The following is a 23,813-nucleotide window of genomic DNA, read 5'->3' as shown; positions in this document are numbered from 1 at the left end:
CATATATACTGGTTAGTAGCCGTATCATTCGGATATTATTTCTTTTTTCTGAAATAACCTCTTAATAAAAAATTGTGTTGCAATGCCTCAAGGTCTGCATCTAATTTCTGACTGCTGGTTTCCAGGTTCTTTAAAGTGATTTTAATGGAGGCGGCTGCCAGTGAATCGTTCAATAACACCCCTGCTACATTGTTATCCTGGTTCAGTCTTGCACTTACTTTTTCGAGGTTGCCTGTAAATATTGTCACCGCATCCGCTGCTTTTTTCAATTGGAATAATGTCCCTTTAATAGAAGCATACATGACTGTATCTGTAACCACATCATTTATTGAATTACCCGGCTTATTGATTTTGCCGGCAAAATCTTTGAGATTTAATAAAACATCTTTACTGTTTATAGAAACGGCTTTAAAATTTGATGCGGTAGCCTGTAAATTGTCAAACGTGTTGGAAAGCTTATTGGCCATTGCAGGATCATTTAATAATGTAGCCAATGTTCCTTTCCCACTATCGATCTTTTTACTTATACTCTTAAAATCGTTTGTTATTTCCAATAGATTTTTATTGTTGGCCTGTAAGGTTGCCAGCATATCATCAGTGCCAGCTATGTTTTCGACATGTAGAAGATCATTTGCCTCGGCCTGGGGCATGTTTTCACTACCGCCATAAATAATTACTATTTTGTTGCCTATCAGTCCATCTGAACCGATTTTTGCCATTGCATCTTTATGGATATGTGATTGAGCTGCTTTCTCAATGTTCATCGTAACCAGCACCTGCGAATTTTGATAGAATGAGATGTTCTTGACTGTACCCACTTTTACACCAGAAAACCAAACATTGCCGCCTTTTATTAAACCTCCTACATCATTAAAAACCGCATATATGGTATACGATTTTACGAATGTTTTTTTCTGTCCCCCTAAGGTGAAAATGGTAACCACTAATATCGCAAGGCCCAGCAGTATAAATATCCCAACAATTACGGGACGGTTATTTTTTAATGTAGTCATTTGTCGTTAATAAAATTGTAATCATAAAAAGATTTTGCATTTGTATTCTTTTCATTGAATATTTCGTTAAAACTTCCGGGTGTCAAAAACCTGCCATCTACTATCATGGTGACTTTATCGGCAATAGCTTTCGCACAGGTTAAGTCATGTGTAATAATAATTGAGCTGGCATTGTATTGTTGTTGAACCTTAACAATCAGGGTATTTATATCTATGCAGGTCAGGGGATCAAGCCCCGATGTAGGCTCATCATACAACATTATCTCCGGCTTCATTATCAAAGTACGGGCAATGCCGATGCGTTTTCTCTGCCCTCCGGAAAGTTCAGCGGGCATTTGATTGATGGTTTGTAATAAATCCACATCATTCAACACCGATTCAATGGCTTCATTCACCTCCTTTGTTTTTAAGTTGCGTTTATTTCTTACCAGTGGAAACGCGAGATTTTCTCTGACGGTCATACTGTCGTACAAAGCACTGCTTTGAAAAGAGAAGCCAATTTTTAATCTCAGTGCCTGTAATGCCTTTCCCCTTAATTTATCCACTTCCTGACCTAGTACTTTTACCGTACCGCTATCAGGTTTTAGCAGGCCGGAGATTATTTTTATCAGTACGGATTTTCCACTTCCGGAACGACCCAGCACTGCAAGATTTTCTCCTTTTAAAATATCGATATCTATCCCGTTCAGTACAATGTTAGTATCAAAGGATTTCTTTAAATCTTTGATAGAAATTACTGTGTCATTATTATTTGTTGCTGATTCATCCATAACTCGCTATTCATTTTATCTAAATGCATTTACAACCTGTACAATTACCATTTCTTCCACAAAAATCATAAACATCGAAAGCACTACTGCTACATTTGCAGCAGTTCCTACGCCCTTGGTTCCATTCTGTGCATAATATCCCTGGTAACAGCCAGCTACACCAATAGTAAAACCATAACAGACTGCTTTGAAAACGGAAGCGGAAATATCAAGAAATGAAATTGTTTTAAAAGCGCTGCTGATAAAGGCAGGAAAACTTGTCAACTCATTTTGATGAATGTTTAGATAAGAACCCAGCATCCCGATCAGGGCGGTGTAAATCACCAATATAGGAAGCATTAAAGTGATAGCTGTGATTCTTGTTACAACTAAATACTTAAATGGATTGGTACCTGATACTTCCATTGCATCAATTTGTTCGGTTACTTTCATGGAGCCCAATTCGGCTCCCATATTAGAACCTACTTTTCCTGCGGCAATCAAAGCCGTAACCAAAGGAGCAAGCGCACGGATGATGGCAATTGATATTAATGAGGGAAGCCATGAGGTAGCCCCAAACTCTGACAGGGACGGGCGGGATTGCTTTGTAAATACAGTACCGGTTATAAAACCTGTTAAAGAAATAAGGGGTAATGATCTATAACCAACCTGGTAACATTGGTTGATTAATTCCTTCCATTCAAATGGTACTGAAAAGAGTTCCTTAAAATACTGTAAAATGAATATATAAACGTTATAGATATCCCTGAAGAATGAATCTGCTTTTTTGGATAGTAAAAATTTTTCCGGTTTGGAGGTTACAGGTATTTCTGATTCCATGACGTTGTTTGATCGTTTCAAATATTTATTAATTTTACCATTCCTTTTACTTTATGATCTACCCATTTTAGAATCGCTGTTAGAACGGTTCCCTGGCAAACCTTTATTAACGCTTAAAAAATCCAAGTTACTTATAATACGTAACACAGTCATTCAAATGTGTGAATAATACAACTCATTCTTTTTATTGTGTAATACTTTCCAGTCCGGATAGACCGACCTTTACTTAATAATAAACCAAGTCACTCCTCTTGCAGCCGTGAATACGAGAGAATAATGACAGTAAAGGAGTGCTGTACGATATAAACTGACCTTACATAATTGTAAGATTCATTTGCAATTTCAATTTTAATAAAATGAAAAATAACACAGACTTACAGAAGGATGTTCAGGATGCCATCAAATGGGAGCCTTTATTGAGCGCAACAGAAATTGGCGTAATCGTAAAAGATGGTGTAGTAACACTTACCGGTGTGGTAGATAATTATACTAAAAAATCTGAAGCTGAAGATGCTGCAAAGAATGTAGCTGGTGTTATGGCAGTTGTTGAAAAAATTGAGGTTAAATTCAGTAGCTCTTATGCTCCAAATGATGATAATGAGATTGCTTCCGAAATATTAAATGCTTTTAAATGGAACTGGCGTGTGCCAAATGACAATGTGAAAGTAAAAGTAGAAAAAGGATGGGTTACATTGGAAGGAGAATTTCAATGGCATTATGAAAGAACAGCTGCTAATGATGCTGTAAAGAATCTGTTAGGGGTAACGGGGGTTTCAAACAATATCAAAATTAAATCTGATTTAAATGCAGCCATTGTTAAAGCAGATATAGAAAGCGCACTTAAACGTAACTGGTCAATTTATGAAAATGACATTAATGTTAAGGTATCTGGGCATAAGGCTACATTGACAGGTACTGTGGATTCCTGGTACCAGAAAACTGAAGCAGGACGGATTACCTTTAATGCACCTGGCGTATGGTCAGTAGATAATGAACTGGTGGTTTATTATAATTATTCATTAATGGATGAATGACATTAAAAAGAACGGGAAGAATGCTTACCGGTTTTTTTAATTCATTAAATACAGTACAAGTTGAATACTATATTCAAATCAAATTATATATCATGAAAAAGAAAGAGATTAAAGAATTGAAAGAAAAGCTGATTGTTTCAGTAAAGAAAACCCTGACTGCTAATAATAAAGGCCTGATCAATACACTTGAAAAAGACCTTGATAAATCTATTAAAGCTTTTTCAGTCAGGCACACACAAAAAACATAACCAACTGCCATCAACCAATCCTTTTCCGGAGAGGGCTGAAGGGTAGCATATTAATGAACTAATTGGTTGTTTAAATTAATTCAGCAAAAAAAAATCCTATGTGCTTTTCAGCCACTGCAAGTTTTAGCGCAGGTGTTGTGCTTGCCATTATTGGAGTGGCCACTTTTAAAAAAGTGAAACATTCCTCTCAGATTATGTTTGCGGCCATACCCCTTATTTTTGCGGTACAGCAATCAGCAGAAGGAGTACTATGGCTATCCTTACCCAATCCGGCATATTTGGCAACCCAGGTTTCCTTCACCTATATTTTCCTTTTTTTTGCACAGGTGGTCTGGCCTATTTGGGTGCCGGTTGCCATATTACTACTGGAAGAAGAAGCCGGCCGAAAGCGGATGGGGCGTTACTTAGTTGCTGCAGGATTAATAGTAGGGGTATATTTTGCCTGGTGTTTAATAAGATATCCGGTTAAGGCTGATATTGTTGGGTACCACATTGCATATACATTAGATTTTCCTCCATCACTCAGAAAATATGGTATTGTATTATATGCACTTGCCACCGTTGTTTCTCCTTTCTTTTCACCCATTAAAAGAATATGGATGCTGGGTTTGGCGATTTTGATTTCATATATTATTTCTGCAATGTTTTATGAACACTATATACTTTCTGTCTGGTGCTTTTTTGCATCTATCATCAGCATAGCAGTATATGCAATTATGACAGAAATGGATAGGAATTATACGGCCGGCAAATCCTTGTACGCAGCACCGATGCCTGTTTTTAAAGTGCAGAAATTGAAAAATAAGAAATAATACACTTTTGGAAGGTAGCAGATCAAGGTAATGTTTGTTCCCACTTTTTTTCGATTGCTTTATCATTATCGCATTTACGCTGGTAAAAATAGGGGAGAAAATATACTGATCATCTTATTTATCAAAAGAAACCAACACTGGTATGACTATTTTTTTGCAAACAGCATGGCTTTTTTTGTTGGCAATACCCGTTGCCTGCATAGCATGGACAGTTACACATGAAGAGGTATTCAGGGAACCAAGAGACTATTGCAGTAAAAAAAGTAAAACAGCCAGAACTTTATTAGTGCGAAAGCTTTTTTATCTGTTTACCTGTGAATATTGCTTTAGCCATTATATAGCTATAGCAATCCTTCTTTTAACAGGTTATAAATTACTGATGGATGACTGGCGTGGATATTTGATTGCGGGGTTTTCATTGGTCTGGGTAGCTAATTTTTACATGAGCCTGTTTAGTTTTATTCGTCAGAACATTAAAAAGGAGAAAACAGAAATTGAATGTATGGAGAATGGAAGGAAAATATAAATTTTCTTTGATGTGTTGTTCATTCAGATCCGCCAACACGTCTCCACTACAGAATTCTGCAATACTATTTTAAGCGGCATGAAATTCAAAATAATGTGTGAATCATGCAACTTATTTTAATAACTGTATAACAGTTTAAAGTACCCAAATCTTCACCTTTGTGGTGTTGCAACATTTTCGCTGCAATCCATAATTATTCCGAAATGAAAAATAATGCAGAATTACAAAGAGATGTTCAAAATGCCATCAAATGGGAGCCATTATTGAATGTAGCAGAAATTGGTGTTACAGCCAAAGACGGTATTGTTTCTTTAACAGGAACAGTAGATAGCTACGCTAAGAAATTGGAAGCCGAAAATGCTGCCAAAAAAGTAATCGGGGTAAAAGCGCTGGTTGAAAAAATCGCTGTTAAATTTCCAAACTCATGGATTAAAACAGATAGTGAAGTAGCCAGTGAAGTCCTGGTTGCATTGAAACATAACTGGGCAATTCCTAAAGACAAGGTAATGGTAAAAGTAGAAGAGGGGTGGGTTACATTAGAAGGTGAATTACCATGGCATTACCAGAGAGAAGCAGCACAAAATGCTGTCAGTTATCTAACTGGTGTGAAAGGTGTAACCAACAACATTCAAATCAAACTGGAAAGCCACGATGTGATTGAAAAGAAGAAAGTTGAAGATGCCATTGCCAGAAACTGGTCCGTAAAGGATAATGATATTAACGTATCTGTATCTGGAACAACTGTTACATTAACTGGAACGGTCAATTCCTGGTACCAGAGAGATGAAGCAGGCCGTATCGCCTGGAAAACACCTGGTATCCTGGACGTAAAAAATGAATTAGTTGTTGACTATGAATTTATGCTTGTCGACTAAAAAATATTAATACGGTGGAAGCGTTATTTTCCACCGTTTTTATTCATTGTGGAAAAATATACCACCTTTTAAATTCCATTTATTCCATGTTCAACGCAAATTCAAAGTATCTACTTCTGCAAGCCGTGTAGTATCTTGATTTAAAAAATATACAGGTAAGTAGTATGAAATGCTATTAATTTCCTCAACGGTTTCAAAATGTTGTACTGCTGCTACCTGTCAATGGATCATTTTGAGATTGAATGAACAGGAATTGATATAACAGATATTAGAAACACAAAACAATATGAAAAAGTTAGAAAATAAAGTTGCAGTTATAACCGGTGGCGCAGGCAGTATAGGGAAAGTAACGGCAAAATTGTTATTAGAAGAAGGCGCAAAAGTATTGCTGGTTGACCTTTCGGAAGACGCATTGAAAAATTGTGTGGAGGAATTAAACAGTGACCAGGTGAAATATTGTACTGCTGATGTGTCAAAGGCAGTTGATGTGGAACGTTACATCAATGAAGCGGTAAGTGTATTTGGAAAGATTGACGTTTTTTTTAACAACGCCGGTATTGAAGGTGTGGTGAAACCCATTACAGATTATCCTGAAGCTATTTTTGACAAAGTAATTGCCGTAAATGTAAAAGGAATATGGCTGGGCAATAAATATGCCTTACCCCAAATGAATACAGGCGGAAGCATTATCCTGACGTCATCAGTAGCAGGGCTATTGGGCTTTGCTGGTTTAAGTGCCTATGTAACCAGTAAACATGCTGTTGTCGGTATTATGAGAACAACAGCTATTGAAGCGGCGCCCCTGCATATCAGGGTTAATTCTATTCATCCGTCGCCGGTAAACAACCGGATGATGCGTTCGATAGAAGAAGGTGCATCCTCCGGTCATGGCGAAGAAATAAAGAAGAAATTTGAGGCTGCTATCCCATTGGGTCGTTATGCTGAGCCCATCGAAATTGCAAAGTTGGTATTGTTTCTTGCCAGCGATGACAGTCAGTTTATTACTGGTACTACACAGGTAATTGATGGTGGAATGTGTGCACAATAAATATTTTTGAAAACCTGTTATTCCACAGTTTAAATTACAAAAAAAGATCGCTTTCTAAATTATAATTTCCTGAAGGGGTTTTACTTAAATAAATGATAAAAATATGAAAACAGAAAATGAAATTAATAATGCCATTATGAATACCACAATGGGTATTCACCAGGATTTTCCGGAATTATCTAAATACATTATTGAGATGCCTGTTACAATTCCAAATGTAGCGAAGCCGGTTATCACCGTTGGCAATTTAGACGACTACAATACATTGCTAAACGAATTTGTTTCAAATTATTCAAAAGTAGAAAAGTTATGGAAAAAAAATATATAGGTATCTGGATGGATCATGCAAGTGCCAACCTGATGGAAATGATAGGTAGCGAAATGAAAATTAAAACTATCAATTCAAAATTTACCCACGAGGAAAAGAAGGAGACTTTGCATAAAGGTGAAAAAGCAATGCACCATAAAGAGCAGCATGAAGAATCTGCTTATTATAAAGAGATAGCTGCTGTCATAGAAAGCTATGATGAGGTGTTAATTTTTGGCCCTACTGAGGCTAAAACTGAGCTGGTAAATGTGTTGAAAACAGATCATCATTTTGATAATAAAAAGATCGAAACCATGCAAGCTGATAGGATGACAGAAAATCAGCAGCATGCTTTTGTTAAAAAATATTTCTTTGCCCATTGATCAGGTATTGTATATCGGGTTATTAATGATGATGGATATCACCAGCGTGACCCTTACTCAATCTTACTATGAATTATCGCAATAGTGATGGATATCACCTGCGTGACCTTACTCAATCTTACCACTCATTATCGCAATAGTGATGGATATCACCACTGTGACCTCACTCAATAACTGGTTTCACAGCATTGTCAGCCTCCATATTACTTATCACATGAAAAACGCTCTTCTAAGCGTAAATGGGTATTTATACCACCATCCGGCCATAGCCGATTCCAGGAATCTATGCCCTGAAGCCTGGCCCCTGCCTGCCTATACAGCTTGAAAACAACTTTCTCCCACAGTAGGAGGGGACTTAGCAGGATGCAACACCTTGAAAGGTGCATCCCACACCCCAATAGCCTTTTTTATCCCCGCCTGCACTCCTTACCCCGAAATTCTATTACTTTTGTCCCCGGTATTTCAGAACGGTTTAGACTCAGTTAGTATAGCATGCATATATTACTCAAAAACGTACAGATCACAGCTCCAGGTGCTCCCAACCATGGCCAGCAACAGGACATTTTAATCGAAAATGGCATCATCAGCCAGATTGGAAACAACATCTCTGCGCCCAATGCCCGGATCGTAGAAGGTAAAAACCTCTCCGTGTCTCCAGGATGGACCGATGTATTCGCTCACTTTTCTGATCCCGGTCAGGAATACAAAGAAGACCTTCAAAGTGGCGCCGCCGCTGCTGCAAAAGGTGGGTATACCACTGTACTCATCGTACCCAATACCCAACCCGCGCTGCACACCAAGCCGCAAATCGAGTACGTCATCAGCCGTACCCGCCACACCGGTGTTCAGGTGCTCCCCATAGGCGCTGTTACCAAAAACATCGAAGGCACTTCACTGGCAGAGATGTACGAAATGCGCGAAGCTGGCGCTGTGGCTTTCTCGGATGGCCTGAAACCTATCCAGAGCCCAGGCATCATGCTCAAAGCCCTCCAATACGTAAAGGCCGTCGACGGCACTATTATACAACTGCCTGATGACCTGAGTATCTCTGCGCACGGCCTCATGAACGAAGGCATCTACAGCACACAGCTGGGTATGCCCGGAAAACCTGCCATCGCTGAAGAACTGATCATTCAGCGGGACCTGGAACTGGCAGCATACACCGATTCCAAAATTCACTTTACCGGGGTAAGTACCGCCAAATCTATCCAGCTCATATCCGAAGCAAAGAAGAAAGGCATAAAAGTGACCTGCTCCGTTACTCCATACCACCTGTCACTCACTGACAATCAACTGGAATCTTACGATTCCAACCTCAAGGTCAATCCACCCCTCCGCGGCAAGGATGATGTAATAGCCCTGCAACAAGCGGTGAAAGATGGTCTGATCGACTGCTTTGCCACCCACCACCTGCCACAGGACTGGGACGCCAAAGTCCTTGAATTTGAATATGCTAAGAATGGGATGATTGGCCTGGAAAGCGCCTTTGGCGTACTCCGTCAATACCTGCCGGAAGTGCCGCTGGAAAAACTGATCGATATGCTGGCCATTCAGCCACGCAAGATCTTTAACCTTCCTGCTCACAGTCTGGCTGTAGGTGCGGTAGCTAACCTCACCATCTTTGATCCGGAGGAAGAATGGACGCTGACCCCTGCACATCTGGCGAGCAGGTCCAAAAATTCGGCGTATCTTGGCGCCCGGTTAAAAGGGTCTGTAAAAGGGATCATTAGTGGTACCAATGCCCAGATCACTGGCATATCTGCCCAAACCACCGGCACCAATGCCCAACTATAATAAATGTCATTTTGAGTATGAGTAATGCATCTTCTCCCAACCAGGGCGTTAAATGGGGCCTGATAGCAGGATTATCCGTCGTTGCCGTCGGACTGATCTTCTATTTCACCAACCCAATCAAACTGCAAAGCCTCCTTTTTGGCGGCATCGAACTTGCAGTTACCGCCATCTGCGCCCTCCTGGCCGGCCTGGAACGTAGAAAAGCCTATGGGGGAAAAATAGATTTTAAGACCGTTCTGCAGCCTATCTTTACCACTTTCGTAATTTCCCTGCTGATTGGGGTCATTTTTACCTATGTCCTATTCAATTTTATCGATCCTTCACTGGTAGAACAGATGAAACAGGCACATATTGCCGATGTGAGGGATATGAAAAACCTTTACAAAGCACTGGGTTACTCTGAATCCGATTACAACAGGGAACTAAAAGAGGCGGAAACAGGTGAATATGGCGTGACAATTGCAGGCAGTGTCATAAATTATCTGCAAAAGCTGATTAAATCATTCATCCTTTCTGCGATACTTTCCCTGATCGTTCGTAGAAAGTAACCATTTAACACATAGTAACTTAAGATGGATATTTCCGTAATTGTTCCCTTAAAAAACGAAGATGAATCACTGCCGGAACTGGCAGCATGGATAGACCGTGTCATGAAGGAGAACCAGTTTTCCTATGAAGTGTGGATGGTAGATGATGGTAGTACTGACAATTCCTGGGAGGTGATTCAGACCCTGGCCGCTGCCAATGCCAATATCAAAGGTATCAAGTTCCAGCGCAACTATGGCAAATCTGCCGCCCTCAACGAAGGCTTCAAGATGGCCAAAGGCGATGTCATCATCACCATGGACGCCGATCTGCAGGATAGTCCTGACGAAATACCAGAGCTGTATAGCATGATCAAAGAAGGCGGCTTCGACATCGTGAGCGGCTGGAAAAAGAAACGCTATGATAGCGCCCTGACCAAAAACCTCCCTTCTAAATTATACAACTGGACCACTACCAGAATGAGTGGTGTCAAGCTGCACGACATGAACTGCGGCCTGAAATCCTACCGTAAAAAAGTGATAAAGAGCATAGAAGTATATGGTGAAATGCACCGCTACATCCCGGTTATTGCGAAATGGAACGGTTTCCGCAATATCGGAGAGAAGGTGGTGGAACACCGCGCCCGTAAATACGGTGTATCAAAGTTTGGCCTTGAACGCTTTATCAACGGCTTCCTCGACCTGGCTACCATCATGTTCATCGGGAAGTTTGGCAAGCGCCCTATGCACCTCTTTGGCGCGATGGGTACCTTGTGTTTTATGATCGGTTTCGTCATCGCAGGATATCTTGGCTACGAAAAGATCTTCAACGATGTCTTTAAAATGACTGAACGCCCGATCTTCTATCTGGCACTGCTGGCCATGATCATTGGATCTCAGCTGTTCCTCGCCGGTTTCATTGGTGAACTGGTGACGAGAAATGCCGTGGAACGAAACGACTACCTCGTTGAAACTACTTTAGACCGAACGAAATAATTGCTGATGGGAAGAAAGAAGATACTTATCCTGGGACCCGCCTGGCCTTATCGTGGAGGTCTTGCCGCCTACAATGAAAGACTGGCTGAAGAACTGCAAAAGGACGCAGATGTAGAGATCTGGACCTTTACCCTGCAATACCCGAAATTTATTTTCCCCGGCAAAAGTCAATATGCTACTGAAGCGGCGCCGCCTCACCTGAATATCACCAGAAGGATTAATTCTATCAATCCGTTGAACTGGTTGAAAGTGGGCAGGCAAATCCGCAAAATGAAGCCAGACCTGATCATTGCCAAATTCTGGTTACCACTCATGGGCCCTGCCCTGGGTTCCCTGCTGCGTTTAGGTAAAAAAGGAAATACCAAAGCCTTGTCTATCCTCGACAACGTGGTGCCCCATGAAAAACGTCCGGGCGATGTGGCTTTTACTAAATACTTCCTGAAACCGGTGGATGCCTTCATCGCCATGAGCCAATCCGTGCTGGACGATCTCAAGGTGTTTGAACCGGATAAACCGGTATCACTCATACCTCATCCTATTTATGACAACTATGGTACGCCGATTTCCAAACCGGCGGCCAAAGCGGTATTGAGGCTGGATGAAAACAAAAAGTACATTCTCTTTTTCGGCTTTATCCGCCAGTACAAAGGCCTCGATCTGCTCATGCAGGCCATGGCCGACGAAAGAATGAAAAAGCTGGATGTACACCTCATCGTAGCAGGTGAATACTACGAAGACGCAGCCCCTTACAAGGAGTTGTTCGCCAAACTACAATTGGGTGACCGCATACTCATGCACACCGATTTTATTCCAAACGACGCTGTTAAAAACTACTTCTGTGCTGCCGACCTGGTAGTGCAACCTTATAAAAGCGCTACACAGAGCGGTATTTCACAGATCGCTTACCACTTCGAAAAACCAATGGTGGTAACAAGGGTAGGAGGATTAGTCGAAATGGTGCCAGGCAATGTAGTGGGTTTCCAATGCGAACCTGATCCTGCAGATATCGCTGCCGCCATAGAAAAATACTATGTTGGCAACAGGGAAGCCGATATGACAGCGGCTGTTCACATAGAAAAGCAAAAGTATTCCTGGGACAGACTGGCAAAAGAAATTCTCCGCCTGACAGGTTTGTAAGATATTTTAACGGTTTTTTAAGATTTCGGCCACAGGAATCATTTATCTTGCCGGTCCATATTATTTAAACATGATCTATCGTAGTAAAGCACCATTACGCCTGGGACTGGCAGGCGGTGGTACCGATGTAAGTCCATATTCTGATATGTTTGGTGGCGCTATCCTGAACGCAACTATCTCTTTATACGCCAGAGCCGCCATCGAGCCGATTCCTGAAAACAAAGTCATCTTTGAGTCGGCAGACAGAAAAGAACAACTGGAATGCGAAGCCGTATTCCCGCTTGCCTATAATGGTAAACTGGATATTCTGAAAGGTGTCATTAACCGTGTGGCGAAAGACTATGGTATCCCATCGGGTTTTAAACTCACGACCTTTGTAGATGCTCCGGCCGGTTCCGGTTTGGGTACCTCTTCCACGCTGGTGGTGGCGGTGCTGGGCGCATTTGCAGAGTGGCTGAAACTGCCGCTGGGTGAGTATGATATGGCACACCTGGCTTATTGCATCGAGAGAGAAGACCTGCAACAGGCTGGTGGTAAACAGGATCAGTATGCCGCGACCTTTGGTGGTGTGAACTTCATGGAATTTTACGGCGATAAGGTGATCGTGAATCCCCTGCGCATTAAGCAAAAATACCTCGATGAACTGGAGAATAACCTGGTATTGTACTATACTTCTACCAGCCGTTTGTCCAGCAGCATTATCTCTGAACAACAGAAGAATGTAACGGATAAGAAAGAATCCAGCATTGAAGCCATGCACCACCTGAAAGAGCAGTCAGTGATGATGAAAGAAGCCCTGCTGAGAGGTGAGATCGATAAAATCGGAGAGATCCTGGACTATGGTTTTCAGCATAAGAAAAACATGGCAAAAGGTATTTCCAACACACAATTAGACGAAATTTACGAAGCGGCCAAACTTGCCGGTGCTTCAGGAGGTAAGATCTCCGGTGCTGGTGGCGGTGGCTTTATGATATTTTACTGTCCACGGAATACACGTTATGCCGTAGTCGATGCCCTGAATGCCTTTGGTGGCCAGGTAAAACGTTATCATTTTACGCATCAGGGAGTGAACACCTGGACTATTTAAATATAGCAACAATGACAGAGAAAATAATTAAGACTATACAGGAAAGCATCGCGGTAAAACAGGCGATTATCAACGACGAAGAATTAGTGAGAACCATCGCACAGGTAGCTAGTGTGATGACGGGTTGCTTCCAGCAAAATCATAAAGTATTGTTTGCGGGAAATGGCGGTAGTGCTGCGGATGCGCAACACCTGGCCGCTGAGTTTTCCGGACGTTTTTATAAAGACAGGACACCGCTGTATTCCGAAGCACTGCATTGTAATACCTCATTCCTGACAGCTGTCGGCAATGACTATGGTTACAATGAAGTGTATGCCCGCATGCTGCGTGGTATTGGTCAGGCAGGTGATGTGTTTGTCGGCATTTCTACCTCAGGCAATTCTGCCAATATCCTGGAAGCCATCAAGGTGGCCAAGTCCAAAGGAATGATCGTGGTAAGCATGACAGGGCAATCTGGTGGTAAAATGAAAGATGGAACCGACTACCTGCTGAACGTACCTTCTTCCGATACGCCGCGTATCCAGGAGTCGCATATTACTATTGGGCATATCATTTGTGAAATTGTAGAAAATAACCTTTTCGGATCATGATTACAGAATGTATTGTATTAGCAGGAGGGCTGGGTACCCGGTTGCGTAGTGTGGTGGCAGATAAGCCTAAATGCATGGCCCCCGTGGGCGATGTTCCTTTTATAGATTACCTGCTGCGCTACCTGCTCAAAGAAGGGATGACGCATGTGGTATTATCATTGGGACACCTGTCAGAACAGGTGATAGAATACATTGAGGCCAACGAATGGACGATGAAGGTGGATTTTGTGATCGAGGAAGAACCGCTGGGTACCGGTGGAGCGATCATGAATGCACTGGAAGAACTGGAAGAAGACGCGTTCTTCATCATGAATGGAGATACCCTTTTTAATGTAGACCTGTTTGATTATTCAAACTTTCACGAAGAAAAGGGGAGTGCGTTGTCACTGGCACTGAAACCGATGAAGCAATTTGATCGTTACGGCAGTGTAAAGCTGGATGACAATAAAAGGATCACTGCTTTCCTCGAAAAGGAATATTGTGAAGAAGGGCTGATCAATGGCGGTATTTATGTGGCGAACAGGGAGTACCTGGAAAGTCTGGATCTGCCAAAGAAATTCTCCTTTGAAAAAGATGTACTGGAAGCACAGGTGCAAAGCGGTAAAGTGTACGGCTTTGAGAGTGATTCTTATTTTATAGACATTGGCGTACCGGCTGATTATGAGCGGGCGCAGCAAGAACTGGCATGATAGCAATTGATAATAGCTGGACGTTGTTCCTGGACCGCGATGGGGTCATGAATGAGGAGATCAAAGATGGGTATGTGCTGCAATGGGATATGTTCCGGTTTTCGGAAGGTGTGCTGGCGGCGATGCCTGTGTTAAATGCCCGTTTTGGCCGTATTGTGATCACGACGAACCAGCGTTGTATAGGAAGAGGATTGCTGACAGAAGAAGGGTTAGAAGACATTCATAGGCATATGCTATCCGAAATCCGTACACACGGGGGGAGGATAGATGCCATTTACCACTGTTCGGATGTGAATAATGACAGTCCCTGCCGTAAGCCGCAGCCAGGTATGGCGATGCAGGCAAGGGCAGCATTTCCTGAAATAGATTTCAGTAAATCTGTGATGGTAGGGAATACCATGGGAGATATGAAATTTGGGAAGCAGTTGGGAATGAAGACGGTATTTATCCCTTCTACAAAACCGGAACAGGCATTTCCTGATCCGATGATCGATTTTAAGTGTGACAATTTATTGGAATTTTCGAAGATCATACAATAAATTTGTTTCATATAACGTAAATAAGGCTATGATGAAAGTGCGCATAATTGGGTTATCCTGTCTGCTGTTTGTGGCTGCTACTGTACGGGGGCAAAGAATCAGTGCGACTGACGCAGCATCGTTGAACGCGCAGCAGGACTCCCTCAAATACTTATCTGACCTTATTTTACGTGGCAGGGATGAAGATTCCCGGCAGAATGCCAGTGATCGTTTCATCCCGAAACTGGTGCAGGCGCTGAAGACCCCGAATTCTTTTTATTTCCCTTTTGATTCAATTACAACGGTTTCCATTCAATATCCGCAGGATAGCACATTCCGCATTTTTACATGGGGAGTGGAGCGGGAGAATACTTTTTTCCATCATTATGGGGCGATACAGATGCGTACAGAGGATGGGAAGCTGAAGTTGTTCCCGCTGTTCGATGCGTCTGATTATATATTGAATACGGATACCATTACGGATAATAAGAACTGGTATGGATGCTTGTATTATAAGATATTGCAACGCAGGTTCTTTAATACGGATTATTACACCTTGTTTGGGTGGGATGCGAATAATTTGAGGAGTCAGAAGAAGATGATAGAGATGTTGTCATTTAAGGATGGCAAGCCTGTGTTTGGCGGACCATTCTTTAGTTTTGCGGAGGATACGGTGCCGAAGCCGCTGAAGAACAGGTTTATATTGGAGTATAAGAAGGAGGCGACGATTAGTTTGAGTTATAACGCGGAGATGGATATGATCGTGTATGATCATTTGATCTCTGAGACGAATCAGAAAGGGAAACCTTCGACGTATGTGCCGGATCTGGATTATGAAGGGTTTAAGTGGAAAGGAGGAAAGTGGGTGCATATAGATAAGGTGTTTCATGATGCGTTGCAGTTAGGAAAGTATCCGGTGGGGCAACCGTTGGATATGAAGAAGAAGGATTTGACGAATCCGAAAACTACGGAGGAGATGAACGAAGAGACGTTGCAGAAGCAGCAGCAGTCATCGAAGAAGAAGCCGAAATAACGGTTATGTACGATATAATTAAAGAAAGAATTCCACTTGAAAAACTGATTGAGGATGAGAAAAAAGTAGTCTTTACAACAGACAAATCTTATCTGATCGCTTATCCTGAATTCCTGAAATATTTTGCAGATCTACAGGAAATTACCAAACATGATGTGGTAATAGGAATTCATTTTACCTACGGATGGATGCCACGAATCTTTAATTTTAAATCTGATAAATGGGAGGAAGTTGTCTATATTTTGAACAGGGCGAAGGACGGGAAATCATTATCGGAAGCAGATTTAGAAGAATTGAGCGCCTGTTTTAATAACTCACTGGTAGGAGTTTCAAAAATATTACACTTTATCAATCCTTCCAGTTATGCTATCTGGGATAGCAGGGTATACCAATATTTAACAGGAAAGAACGCCAATCAACAAACAATTCATAATTATCAATCTTATCTGGATTATAACAGGTTTAGTAATGAAATAGCTTCCCTGCCTGAGTTTGAGCCTCTTCACCAATCTATGGTTGAAAAAGTTGGCTATACAATGACTCCACTCAGGTCCTTAGAATTAATCATGTTTAAAAACGGGGTAGCATCAAAAGCAGATGATCCTACTTCAGATAGTAATGCCTGATCCTGCTCAGGTCATCATTCAACTCATACACCCACGGTGTTCCTGTAGGAATATCTAAATTCGTCACTTCCTCATCAGATAAGTGATCGATATACTGTATCAGTGCCCTTAAGCTATTGCCATGAGCCACTATGAGCACTTGCTTTTTCTGTTTCAATGCTGGAATGATGGTATTCGTCCAATAGGGCAGTACCCGATCCATGGTTTCACTGAGATTTTCTGTAAAGGGCAATTCAGTAGGTAACAGATCTTTATACCTTGGGTCATTTCCGGGAAAACGGGCATCTGTTTGCACTAATTTTGGCGGGTGTTCGTGTGGATCTCTTCTCCACTTGTGTACCTGTTCTTCACCATATTGCTGCACAGTTTCAGCTTTATTTAACCCTTGCAAAGCACCATAGAAACGCTCATTTAAACGCCATGATTTCTCTTCAGGAATGTACAACTGATTGAGCGATTCTAATGCCAGATGAAGTGTCTTAATTGCTCTTTTGAGCACAGAGGTAAATGCGAGGTCAAAATGAAATCCACTATCAGCGAGTAATTTTCCTGCATGTATGGCTTGTTCAATACCGGTTTGGGATAAGTCGACATCTGTCCATCCGGTAAACCTGTTTTCCAGGTTCCAGAGGCTTTCGCCGTGGCGTAGGAGTACTAATTTTTGCATGCATAAAAGTGCGCAAAAATGATGCTATTTTTTATGGCCGAACACCTCTCTAAGTTTATCTTTTGCTGCTTCTAATACCTTTAACTGCTGCTCAGGCAAATTCATCATCGAACAAGGTTAAAAGCTGCAGCGCCTGCTCTGTATTTCCGGAAAGTCAAATTAACCAAACAGTAGCTTTACAGCCCAGCAGGAGGAAAGAACCGACTCCCGGAAATGCAGATGCAAGCGCTGCTGCAGTAGAAATTAATCAGGGTTTGAGAATTATCCTGTCTTATAAGTAAACAAAGATGGGGCCATGCCTTTTTTGAAGGTAACAATGCCAGATTTAGAGAAACAATACCAGATGAGGACGCAATACAATGTTGCTTATACTACCCATTCAGGGAAACTAGAATAAAACATTCATGAAAAAGGGAATTCACCAACGGGGAATGAGAACCACTTTCAAAGAAAAAAGCGGTTCAATGATTTCATTGAACCGCCTATTACTAAACACCAGGGCCTATCTATCAAACACTTCAAATTCAGTCCTTCTATTGGCCTGGTGTTCCTGTTCCGAACAATGCACACCGTTTGCACAACGGTTAATTAATCTCGTTTCACCATATCCAATTGCAGTCATACGTTCTTTTGCAATGCCCTTGGATACGAAATATGCTAATACAGAAGCTGCTCTTTTCTGTGATAATTTCATGTTGTAATTGTCATCTGATCGGCTATCCGTATGGAAACCCATCGACACTTTCCAGTTTGGATTCTCCTTCATCAACGCAATCAGCTTGTCCAACTCTCTTCCCGCATCTGGTCGTACATTCGCTTTACCCAGATCAAAATATACATTCGCAGGATTGAAACGGGTACCCAGATCTATTTTATGCCCCTTTACATTTGCTTTCGCAATGATCAACGGTTTCTTTTCCGGCGCCGCCACCTGTTTGATCTCTATTTTCTGCAACCACACATCCTGGTGTACCACCTGTGATTCGGTCAATCCATTTGTAGTCACAAAACTATTTTCAGCAGGATAATAAGTCACTCTCGTTGCATTCAAACCATAATCAGACAAACTATCCAGTACAAATTTGTAGTGACCGTCATCATCTGTCTCTGCCGTCAACACATTGCCAGTGGCCTTGTTAGCGAGTGCTACAGTAGCATTGCTGAGTGGTGCTTTCGTCGCTTTGTCAAATGCCTTACCTTCCAGGCTAAACACGAGGATCTTCCATGGTGTAAAGCGGTAAATATCATCATTACCATACCCACCCGGTCTGTTGGATGAGAAGTACATCGTCTTGCCTGTGTTATAAGCAGGGCCGAAATCATCCTGTGCACTGTTTACGGGATAGCCCATATTTACAGGCACCCAGGTACCATTTACCTGCTTTGCAGAGAAAATATCCAATCCACCTACACCCGGTCTGCCATCAGTTGCAAAGTAAAACACACCCGTACTATCCATGAACGGTGTTCGCTCACTACCCGCTGTATTGATGGATGGGCCCATGTTTAAAGGCGTCTCCCACTTGCCGTCTTTCCCTCTTGTACAGTAGTAAATATCCGTACCGCCTAAACCACGTGTACCAAAATCAGCCACAAAGTAGAGCGTTCGTCCATCAGCACTGATAAAAGGATCACCTACACTATAATCAAAGATCTCATTATATGGAAAGCTGTCTATTTCCCAGTTACCATTGGTATTGTTCCATTTAGACGCTTTCAGTTCTACATTTAAGGTATATAACTGCTCTGCAAAACGACCTTTCTTTTTTACGAGATTCGTCACCGCATAATACATGGTATTGCCATCAGCGGTATACGTTGCTTTCGCACTGTGATAATCCCCATTTACATTGCGGGAAAGCAGGCGGGTCGTACTACTGTCAAACCCATCGCTTTCGTACAGGTGCAGATAACTACGGCCGGTAAAACCGTATTTCTTTCTGCTGATGTTCGAATTATTAAACAGGCGATCATGACGCAAAGAATCATATGGGCGATCTGATGCAAATACAAACCTACCGTTTCTGAAGCCAGTACCCCAATCGGACCACTGTGTATTCATGGCTTTCAGGTTCTCGAAATCCCCTTTCACCGGTTTCACTTTCCACTTCACGGCGCTGTCACAACCTTGTTTCATGCTGATCGCCAGCGGGTCATTCGGTTGTTTACCAAGGTAGCCTTCAAGTGCTACTTTCGCATCAGCATATTTTGCATTATTGATCAACACTTTTGCATAATGCAGCTCATCGTTGGCAGTATGTTCTGGAAGCGCGACCAGTTTATTATACCAGGGTTCAGCAGCTGTATAGTCATTCAGTAACTGATAACTATCAGCAACTCCACGAATGGCTCTGACAGTTACTTTTTTGCTGAATGCTTTCTTATATAAAGGAATCGCAGCAGAATAATTATACAAGGATGCCTGTTTATCCGCTTCTTTTAAAACATATTGTGCATTCGAAAGGGTGGCAGAGAGCAGCATTATGCTGAACAGCGCAATCTTTTTATCCATATACAGGGAGAACGGTTAAAAATTGATCACATAGGATCGGTTTTCACATAGGCTAAACTATAACCTTTCATCTCATATCGCATTGCAAAAGTACCAATGGACTGATCTTCATCACATAGTAGATATTCTATAAGTCTGTAGTATAAGTACTACAAATGTGGAATTTATAATATGATAATTTTACTAGATGTAATCATAGTCTTTATTGATGAAAACTATTTTGATAGCCTTAGACCCATCTATATTCAGTTATGGACTCAAACAGATCATAGCAACGATGCCACAGCCCACCCGGATTGAAACTGCCGATACCCTCGATGCAGCCATGACCCTATTGGATTCCCGGTGTGTGGATCTGTTAATTACCGATTTGCACCCCGAAGTATTGGGACCAGTCAAAGCGAAATGCCCTGAGATCAAGGTCATGGTGTATACAGCAGCCGATGAAAGGACATTTGCGATTGACAATCTACTGGCGGGAGCAGATGGTTACCTGAGTAAGAGTGCGAAGAAAGAAGAGATGGAGTATGCAGTAAAAACAGTACTAAACGGAGAGAAGTATATGAGCGCTACGGTACGGCAGGAGATGCTGGACCAGCTCTGGGAAAAGAGAAGAGCCGGGCACAAAGGTGTATATTAATATCCTTTGCGGCCAGCTCTTTTTTTGAAAAATGATTGAATTCTCTTTGAAGAATCCCCCCTTTTATTAAGCTTCTACTTTGAACGCAGCGGCGTATTTCAGGCCACTTTGTTGTTGTAAATTCTTAGGTATTTTAATTTCAAGTTTGCCGTTGTTGAGTTTCCAGCTAAGTTTAGCTTTGGTACCCAGCAGGGAAACACGTTTGATCTTAGCAGGTGCTTCGATCGCGAATGCCACTGTTTCAGGCAATTTCACCACATCGCTGTCGGACGTGAAGAAGGCGTAAGTAGCAGAGCTGTCTTTCGCTTGTGTATAGTACACATTGTTATCAGAGTAGGGTGCTACCGGACGGGAAGCGTGAATGCCTTCGCCGTTGATCTTCATCCAGGCACCGATGTCGGCCAATCTTTCGTAAGCCTGTGGTGTCCAGTCGCCTTTCGCGCTAGGGCCGATGTTCAGCAGGAAGTTACCACCTCTTGATACGATCTTTACCAGCAGGGTCACCAGTTTCAGGGAAGACTTCATCTGGTCGGTATGGGTATACGTCCAGCTGTCGCCCATAGACATACAGGTTTCCCATGGGTAAGGGAGTGGTTTTTCAGGAAGCGTTTGTTCAGGTGTTGCGTAGTTCTCGAATTCACCGGGTACTTCCCTGTCTACCACGATCAGGCCTGGCTGATTTTTACGACCCATGGCAGCGATCTTAGGCATGTCAATTTCCTGTTTGCCACCTGGTCTTACCCAACCGCCGTCCAGCCAGAGAATGTCGATCTTACCGTAGTTGGTCATCAGTTCTTCGATCTGGCGGTAAGTATATTCTTTAAATGCAGCCCATTTCTCAGGGTACATTTTGATATTATAGTTCGTGTTACGACCCATTACCGGGTAGTATTTCCACCAGAAATCCTGGCTATGCCAGTCCGGTTTGGAAAAATAAGCACCAATCATGAAACTGTCCTTGCGGAAAGTATCGAAGATCTCCTTTGCGATATTCGCTTTTGGATTCTTTGAGAAAGGTACATTCGGAGCGGTGATCTTGTAGTCCGTTTGTTTGGTATCGAACATACAGAAACCATCGTGGTGTTTGGTGGTAAATACCACATAGCGCATACCGGCGTTCTTAGCGGCATCTGCCCACTTTTGCGGGTTAAAATCTACCGGGTTGAATTCATTCGGTAATTTCTCATAAGCTTCGCGATATACGTTGTAATCAGCGGAGTAAGGGCCTTTTCTCACTACCCAGTCATCAGGGCAAATGCTCCAGCTTTCTACTTCTTCCCAAAGGGTATAGGGACCCCAGTGCATAAATAAGCCAAAGCGTTGGTCCTGCCATTTATCCAGTTTACGGATCACAAGCGGATCGGTAGGAGCTACATACTCCTTGGACATGTGGTGCAAGCCATCAGTTTCCTGGGCTGTTGCTTGTTTTACAGACAGCATAGCTGCAAATAAAACGGAGCAAGCAACGATTGTTTTCTTCATGTATTCGACCTGTTTTTATTTCAGGCTGTAATATGCGGAATCTTCACGGTTTGAGTGCGCATATTTTACCTGATATTGATATTAAAAGAAAAAAACGCTTCTGCCAGTGGCAAAAGCGTTTTCATTTGGGCGTATATATGTAAATGGTTAGTCTTTAGCGGACTGCCTTCGCGGCGTTTACTTCACCATCACCGAAGTACTTATCCTTACCCGGAGTACCATAATCAGTAGACGATGCTTTCAGGATCAGATCTACCAGCAATGGATTGGCGTACGGATACTTGTTGTAAATCAGCGCAGCTACAGCCGCAGCATGTGGCGAAGCCATACTGGTACCAGCTGCCCAGCCATAGTAATAAGTGGCAGAAGCTTCATCCCAGTAACCGATATTGAAGACAAAGTCGAATATGTATTCGTAGTTGATGATACCTCCTACGTTCACAACGGTGGTATTTGGAGGCAGCGTGTAGTTACCGCCTGGAGCGGCATAGTGAATAAAGTTCTTACCATAGTTGGTAAAGATAGAAGGGATGTAGAGAGACGTATCCTGGTTAATACCCCAACCCAGCGGCCCGGTAGAGGAAATAGCCAGTACACCTAATGCTGCTGCAGGGTAGGTGATAAAGCGTTTTTCTACATCGTAGTTGTACCCATCGTTACCAGCAGCAGCGATCAGTGTAGTACCCTTCAGGGTAGCGTACAGGGTGGCTCTGTTGATAGCGGTGATCAGTTCTTTTACATCGCGGTCATATTCCACTACGTAATCGTCAGATGGATCGTCGGGCGTACCGTTGTCATCTACGAAAGTCTTGAGGGGCAGTTCACCACCAATGCTCATGTTGATGACCTTAGCACCATGGTTGGTGGCATAGAAGATGCCGTCGATGAAGCTGGAAAAGGCTCCTGAACCAGCGTCGGACAATACTTTTACGAGTATCAGTTTAGCTTCCGGAGCTACACCGGCTACGCCATTGGAATCTTTCACGGCGGCGATGGTACCGGCTACGTGGCTACCGTGGCTAAAGCCTTCTTCGCCATGGTACTGTACTTCTTCACCTTCCACAAAACTGTGGGTAAGAATAATGTTAGGCTTGATTTCAGGGTTGTTGAGCAGGAAACCGCCATCGAGTACGGCTACCTTTACACCAGCGCCTTTGTAACCTTTGGCCCATGCTTCGGGGGCATGTACTGCCTGTAGACCCCATTGCAGAAAGCTGTATCTGTCTGTAAGGGCACTGGCACTTGATTTAGCATTGACAGTAGACGGGGCGTTTGTGCTGTAAGGAATAGAAGAGCGGAAATTACGCTCCGGCAGGCGCCAGTTCTGTACCAGGTCAATTGATACAGATTGTACACCAGCTACTTTCCTTGCTTTTTCAGGAAAGGACGGATCAGGAGTTTGTACACGAATGAGCCCCAATTCCTTATTGGATTCTTTGAATACAAAACGCTTTACGCCGAGATTAGAAAGTGCTGTTGAGATGTCGTTCTGATCGACATTTTGCTCAGTAAGAATCAAAAATCCTCTGTCTTGTTTTGGGGTGGTGGCAAGCCCTTTGGCGAGTTTGACTTCCTGAGAGTCTTTGGAGCAGGATGCCAGCAACAGTAACAGCAAGAGGGGGAATGAAAATGGCAATAGATTTTTCTTCATGTAGTTTTGGTTTAACAATTATTGAATTTTGG

The 23,813-nt window shown here is 42.5% G+C and carries 26 protein-coding genes; 19 read left to right on the top strand and 7 right to left on the bottom strand.

Annotated features, from left to right (window positions below):
* Positions 1–35: 35 nt before the first annotated feature.
* The 3 genes from QQL36_RS27905 to QQL36_RS27895 are packed head-to-tail and all read right to left on the bottom strand — an operon-like array spanning position 36 to position 2,623.
* Positions 36–1,013: an MlaD family protein gene (locus QQL36_RS27905; protein WP_321567511.1), complete on the bottom strand. Its 978-nt coding sequence runs from the start codon at positions 1,011–1,013 to the stop codon at positions 36–38.
* On the bottom strand, positions 1,010–1,783 hold the full coding sequence (locus tag QQL36_RS27900) for an ABC transporter ATP-binding protein (protein ID WP_321567510.1): 774 nt from the start codon (positions 1,781–1,783) through the stop codon (positions 1,010–1,012). Before QQL36_RS27900 ends, QQL36_RS27905 begins: the two co-directional genes overlap by 4 nt.
* A gap of 15 nt (positions 1,784–1,798) precedes the next feature.
* Positions 1,799–2,623, bottom strand: coding sequence for an ABC transporter permease (locus tag QQL36_RS27895; protein WP_321567509.1), 825 nt, complete (start codon positions 2,621–2,623; stop codon positions 1,799–1,801).
* Positions 2,624–2,958: 335 nt separating this feature from the next.
* Between QQL36_RS27895 and QQL36_RS27890 the strand changes: the two genes are divergently transcribed.
* The 18 genes from QQL36_RS27890 to QQL36_RS27805 all read left to right on the top strand — a co-directional run bounded on the left by QQL36_RS27890 (position 2,959) and on the right by QQL36_RS27805 (position 16,829).
* The gene (locus QQL36_RS27890; RefSeq protein ID WP_083724535.1) at positions 2,959–3,636 is read left to right on the top strand and encodes a BON domain-containing protein; all 678 of its coding nucleotides are present in this window, start codon (positions 2,959–2,961) and stop codon (positions 3,634–3,636) included.
* Positions 3,637–3,728: 92 nt separating this feature from the next.
* Positions 3,729–3,884 (top strand): hypothetical protein, encoded by a 156-nt coding sequence (locus QQL36_RS27885; RefSeq protein ID WP_179091175.1) that lies wholly within the window; start codon positions 3,729–3,731, stop codon positions 3,882–3,884.
* Positions 3,885–3,982: 98 nt separating this feature from the next.
* On the top strand, positions 3,983–4,696 hold the full coding sequence (locus tag QQL36_RS27880) for a DUF6629 family protein (RefSeq protein ID WP_321567508.1): 714 nt from the start codon (positions 3,983–3,985) through the stop codon (positions 4,694–4,696).
* A 142-nt stretch (positions 4,697–4,838) separates the two neighbouring features.
* Positions 4,839–5,222 carry a hypothetical protein gene (locus QQL36_RS27875; protein ID WP_321567507.1) on the top strand — a complete coding sequence of 128 codons (384 nt, stop codon included), beginning with the start codon at positions 4,839–4,841 and terminating at the stop codon, positions 5,220–5,222.
* A 203-nt stretch (positions 5,223–5,425) separates the two neighbouring features.
* Positions 5,426–6,097 (top strand): BON domain-containing protein, encoded by a 672-nt coding sequence (locus QQL36_RS27870; RefSeq protein ID WP_083724543.1) that lies wholly within the window; start codon positions 5,426–5,428, stop codon positions 6,095–6,097.
* A 286-nt stretch (positions 6,098–6,383) separates the two neighbouring features.
* A complete protein-coding gene (locus QQL36_RS27865) occupies positions 6,384–7,145 on the top strand; it encodes an SDR family NAD(P)-dependent oxidoreductase (RefSeq protein WP_083724545.1) in 762 nt (253 codons plus the stop codon).
* A 103-nt stretch (positions 7,146–7,248) separates the two neighbouring features.
* A complete protein-coding gene (locus tag QQL36_RS27860; RefSeq protein WP_083724547.1) occupies positions 7,249–7,473 on the top strand; it encodes a hypothetical protein in 225 nt (74 codons plus the stop codon).
* Positions 7,455–7,835 (top strand): hypothetical protein, encoded by a 381-nt coding sequence (locus QQL36_RS27855; protein WP_321567506.1) that lies wholly within the window; start codon positions 7,455–7,457, stop codon positions 7,833–7,835. The genes QQL36_RS27860 and QQL36_RS27855 overlap by 19 nt, the downstream gene beginning before the upstream one ends.
* A gap of 492 nt (positions 7,836–8,327) precedes the next feature.
* Entirely contained in the window at positions 8,328–9,629 is a 1,302-nt protein-coding gene (locus QQL36_RS27850) for a dihydroorotase (RefSeq protein WP_321567505.1), read from the top strand.
* Between the two features lie 17 nt (positions 9,630–9,646).
* Positions 9,647–10,177, top strand: a complete 531-nt coding sequence (locus tag QQL36_RS27845) for a DUF4199 domain-containing protein (protein ID WP_083724553.1) — start codon at positions 9,647–9,649, stop codon at positions 10,175–10,177.
* 24 nt (positions 10,178–10,201) lie between these two features.
* Positions 10,202–11,149: a glycosyltransferase family 2 protein gene (locus QQL36_RS27840; RefSeq protein WP_083724555.1), complete on the top strand. Its 948-nt coding sequence runs from the start codon at positions 10,202–10,204 to the stop codon at positions 11,147–11,149.
* Between the two features lie 6 nt (positions 11,150–11,155).
* Positions 11,156–12,286, top strand: a complete 1,131-nt coding sequence (locus QQL36_RS27835; protein ID WP_321567504.1) for a glycosyltransferase — start codon at positions 11,156–11,158, stop codon at positions 12,284–12,286.
* A gap of 70 nt (positions 12,287–12,356) precedes the next feature.
* Positions 12,357–13,373, top strand: coding sequence for a dehydrogenase (locus tag QQL36_RS27830; RefSeq protein WP_321567503.1), 1,017 nt, complete (start codon positions 12,357–12,359; stop codon positions 13,371–13,373).
* An 11-nt stretch (positions 13,374–13,384) separates the two neighbouring features.
* Complete coding sequence (locus tag QQL36_RS27825; RefSeq protein ID WP_321567502.1) at positions 13,385–13,963, top strand: D-sedoheptulose 7-phosphate isomerase; 579 nt, start codon at positions 13,385–13,387, stop codon at positions 13,961–13,963.
* A complete protein-coding gene (locus QQL36_RS27820; RefSeq protein ID WP_179091176.1) occupies positions 13,960–14,652 on the top strand; it encodes a nucleotidyltransferase family protein in 693 nt (230 codons plus the stop codon). The genes QQL36_RS27825 and QQL36_RS27820 overlap by 4 nt, the downstream gene beginning before the upstream one ends.
* Positions 14,649–15,191 carry an HAD-IIIA family hydrolase gene (locus QQL36_RS27815; protein WP_321567501.1) on the top strand — a complete coding sequence of 181 codons (543 nt, stop codon included), beginning with the start codon at positions 14,649–14,651 and terminating at the stop codon, positions 15,189–15,191. Before QQL36_RS27820 ends, QQL36_RS27815 begins: the two co-directional genes overlap by 4 nt.
* 28 nt (positions 15,192–15,219) lie before the next feature.
* Entirely contained in the window at positions 15,220–16,203 is a 984-nt protein-coding gene (locus tag QQL36_RS27810) for a hypothetical protein (protein ID WP_321567500.1), read from the top strand.
* A 5-nt stretch (positions 16,204–16,208) separates the two neighbouring features.
* Positions 16,209–16,829, top strand: coding sequence for a hypothetical protein (locus QQL36_RS27805; RefSeq protein WP_083724564.1), 621 nt, complete (start codon positions 16,209–16,211; stop codon positions 16,827–16,829).
* On the opposite strand, the gene gpmA is transcribed toward QQL36_RS27805, so the two are convergent.
* Both gpmA and QQL36_RS27795 read right to left on the bottom strand, forming a co-directional pair.
* Positions 16,807–17,496: a 2,3-diphosphoglycerate-dependent phosphoglycerate mutase gene (gene gpmA / locus QQL36_RS27800; protein ID WP_083724566.1), complete on the bottom strand. Its 690-nt coding sequence runs from the start codon at positions 17,494–17,496 to the stop codon at positions 16,807–16,809. The genes QQL36_RS27805 and gpmA overlap by 23 nt on opposite strands.
* 502 nt (positions 17,497–17,998) lie before the next feature.
* Entirely contained in the window at positions 17,999–20,008 is a 2,010-nt protein-coding gene (locus tag QQL36_RS27795; protein ID WP_321567499.1) for an OmpA family protein, read from the bottom strand.
* Positions 20,009–20,216: 208 nt separating this feature from the next.
* Here QQL36_RS27795 and QQL36_RS27790 point away from each other — a divergent pair, with 208 nt between their 5' ends.
* Positions 20,217–20,648, top strand: coding sequence for a response regulator transcription factor (locus QQL36_RS27790; protein WP_321567498.1), 432 nt, complete (start codon positions 20,217–20,219; stop codon positions 20,646–20,648).
* 66 nt (positions 20,649–20,714) lie between these two features.
* Here QQL36_RS27790 and QQL36_RS27785 read toward each other — a convergent pair whose 3' ends face one another.
* Together QQL36_RS27785 and QQL36_RS27780 are read right to left on the bottom strand one after the other, a co-directional pair.
* Positions 20,715–22,130: an alpha-L-fucosidase gene (locus QQL36_RS27785; protein ID WP_083724572.1), complete on the bottom strand. Its 1,416-nt coding sequence runs from the start codon at positions 22,128–22,130 to the stop codon at positions 20,715–20,717.
* Positions 22,131–22,284: 154 nt separating this feature from the next.
* Positions 22,285–23,781 (bottom strand): S8 family peptidase, encoded by a 1,497-nt coding sequence (locus tag QQL36_RS27780; RefSeq protein WP_083724574.1) that lies wholly within the window; start codon positions 23,779–23,781, stop codon positions 22,285–22,287.
* Between the last annotated feature and the right edge of the window lie 32 nt (positions 23,782–23,813).

It is taken from the genome of Chitinophaga sp. LS1 (assembly GCF_034274695.1).
Taxonomy (GTDB): Bacteria; Bacteroidota; Bacteroidia; order Chitinophagales; family Chitinophagaceae; genus Chitinophaga.
This window is presented reverse-complemented; position numbering and strand designations above follow the sequence as displayed.

Coding starts and splice junctions, on each gene's coding strand:
- QQL36_RS27860 (WP_083724547.1), top strand. CDS start 7,249: ATGAAAACAGAAAATGAAATTAATAATGCCATTATGAATACCACAATG.
- QQL36_RS27850 (WP_321567505.1), top strand. CDS start 8,328: ATGCATATATTACTCAAAAACGTACAGATCACAGCTCCAGGTGCTCCC.
- QQL36_RS27790 (WP_321567498.1), top strand. CDS start 20,217: ATGAAAACTATTTTGATAGCCTTAGACCCATCTATATTCAGTTATGGA.
- QQL36_RS27880 (WP_321567508.1), top strand. CDS start 3,983: ATGTGCTTTTCAGCCACTGCAAGTTTTAGCGCAGGTGTTGTGCTTGCC.
- QQL36_RS27825 (WP_321567502.1), top strand. CDS start 13,385: ATGACAGAGAAAATAATTAAGACTATACAGGAAAGCATCGCGGTAAAA.
- QQL36_RS27840 (WP_083724555.1), top strand. CDS start 10,202: ATGGATATTTCCGTAATTGTTCCCTTAAAAAACGAAGATGAATCACTG.
- QQL36_RS27875 (WP_321567507.1), top strand. CDS start 4,839: ATGACTATTTTTTTGCAAACAGCATGGCTTTTTTTGTTGGCAATACCC.
- QQL36_RS27835 (WP_321567504.1), top strand. CDS start 11,156: ATGGGAAGAAAGAAGATACTTATCCTGGGACCCGCCTGGCCTTATCGT.
- QQL36_RS27795 (WP_321567499.1), bottom strand. CDS start 20,008: ATGGATAAAAAGATTGCGCTGTTCAGCATAATGCTGCTCTCTGCCACC.
- QQL36_RS27805 (WP_083724564.1), top strand. CDS start 16,209: ATGTACGATATAATTAAAGAAAGAATTCCACTTGAAAAACTGATTGAG.
- gpmA (WP_083724566.1), bottom strand. CDS start 17,496: ATGCAAAAATTAGTACTCCTACGCCACGGCGAAAGCCTCTGGAACCTG.
- QQL36_RS27780 (WP_083724574.1), bottom strand. CDS start 23,781: ATGAAGAAAAATCTATTGCCATTTTCATTCCCCCTCTTGCTGTTACTG.
- QQL36_RS27810 (WP_321567500.1), top strand. CDS start 15,220: ATGATGAAAGTGCGCATAATTGGGTTATCCTGTCTGCTGTTTGTGGCT.
- QQL36_RS27865 (WP_083724545.1), top strand. CDS start 6,384: ATGAAAAAGTTAGAAAATAAAGTTGCAGTTATAACCGGTGGCGCAGGC.
- QQL36_RS27820 (WP_179091176.1), top strand. CDS start 13,960: ATGATTACAGAATGTATTGTATTAGCAGGAGGGCTGGGTACCCGGTTG.
- QQL36_RS27785 (WP_083724572.1), bottom strand. CDS start 22,130: ATGAAGAAAACAATCGTTGCTTGCTCCGTTTTATTTGCAGCTATGCTG.
- QQL36_RS27815 (WP_321567501.1), top strand. CDS start 14,649: ATGATAGCAATTGATAATAGCTGGACGTTGTTCCTGGACCGCGATGGG.
- QQL36_RS27830 (WP_321567503.1), top strand. CDS start 12,357: ATGATCTATCGTAGTAAAGCACCATTACGCCTGGGACTGGCAGGCGGT.
- QQL36_RS27870 (WP_083724543.1), top strand. CDS start 5,426: ATGAAAAATAATGCAGAATTACAAAGAGATGTTCAAAATGCCATCAAA.
- QQL36_RS27885 (WP_179091175.1), top strand. CDS start 3,729: ATGAAAAAGAAAGAGATTAAAGAATTGAAAGAAAAGCTGATTGTTTCA.
- QQL36_RS27890 (WP_083724535.1), top strand. CDS start 2,959: ATGAAAAATAACACAGACTTACAGAAGGATGTTCAGGATGCCATCAAA.
- QQL36_RS27905 (WP_321567511.1), bottom strand. CDS start 1,013: ATGACTACATTAAAAAATAACCGTCCCGTAATTGTTGGGATATTTATA.
- QQL36_RS27900 (WP_321567510.1), bottom strand. CDS start 1,783: ATGGATGAATCAGCAACAAATAATAATGACACAGTAATTTCTATCAAA.
- QQL36_RS27855 (WP_321567506.1), top strand. CDS start 7,455: ATGGAAAAAAAATATATAGGTATCTGGATGGATCATGCAAGTGCCAAC.
- QQL36_RS27845 (WP_083724553.1), top strand. CDS start 9,647: ATGAGTAATGCATCTTCTCCCAACCAGGGCGTTAAATGGGGCCTGATA.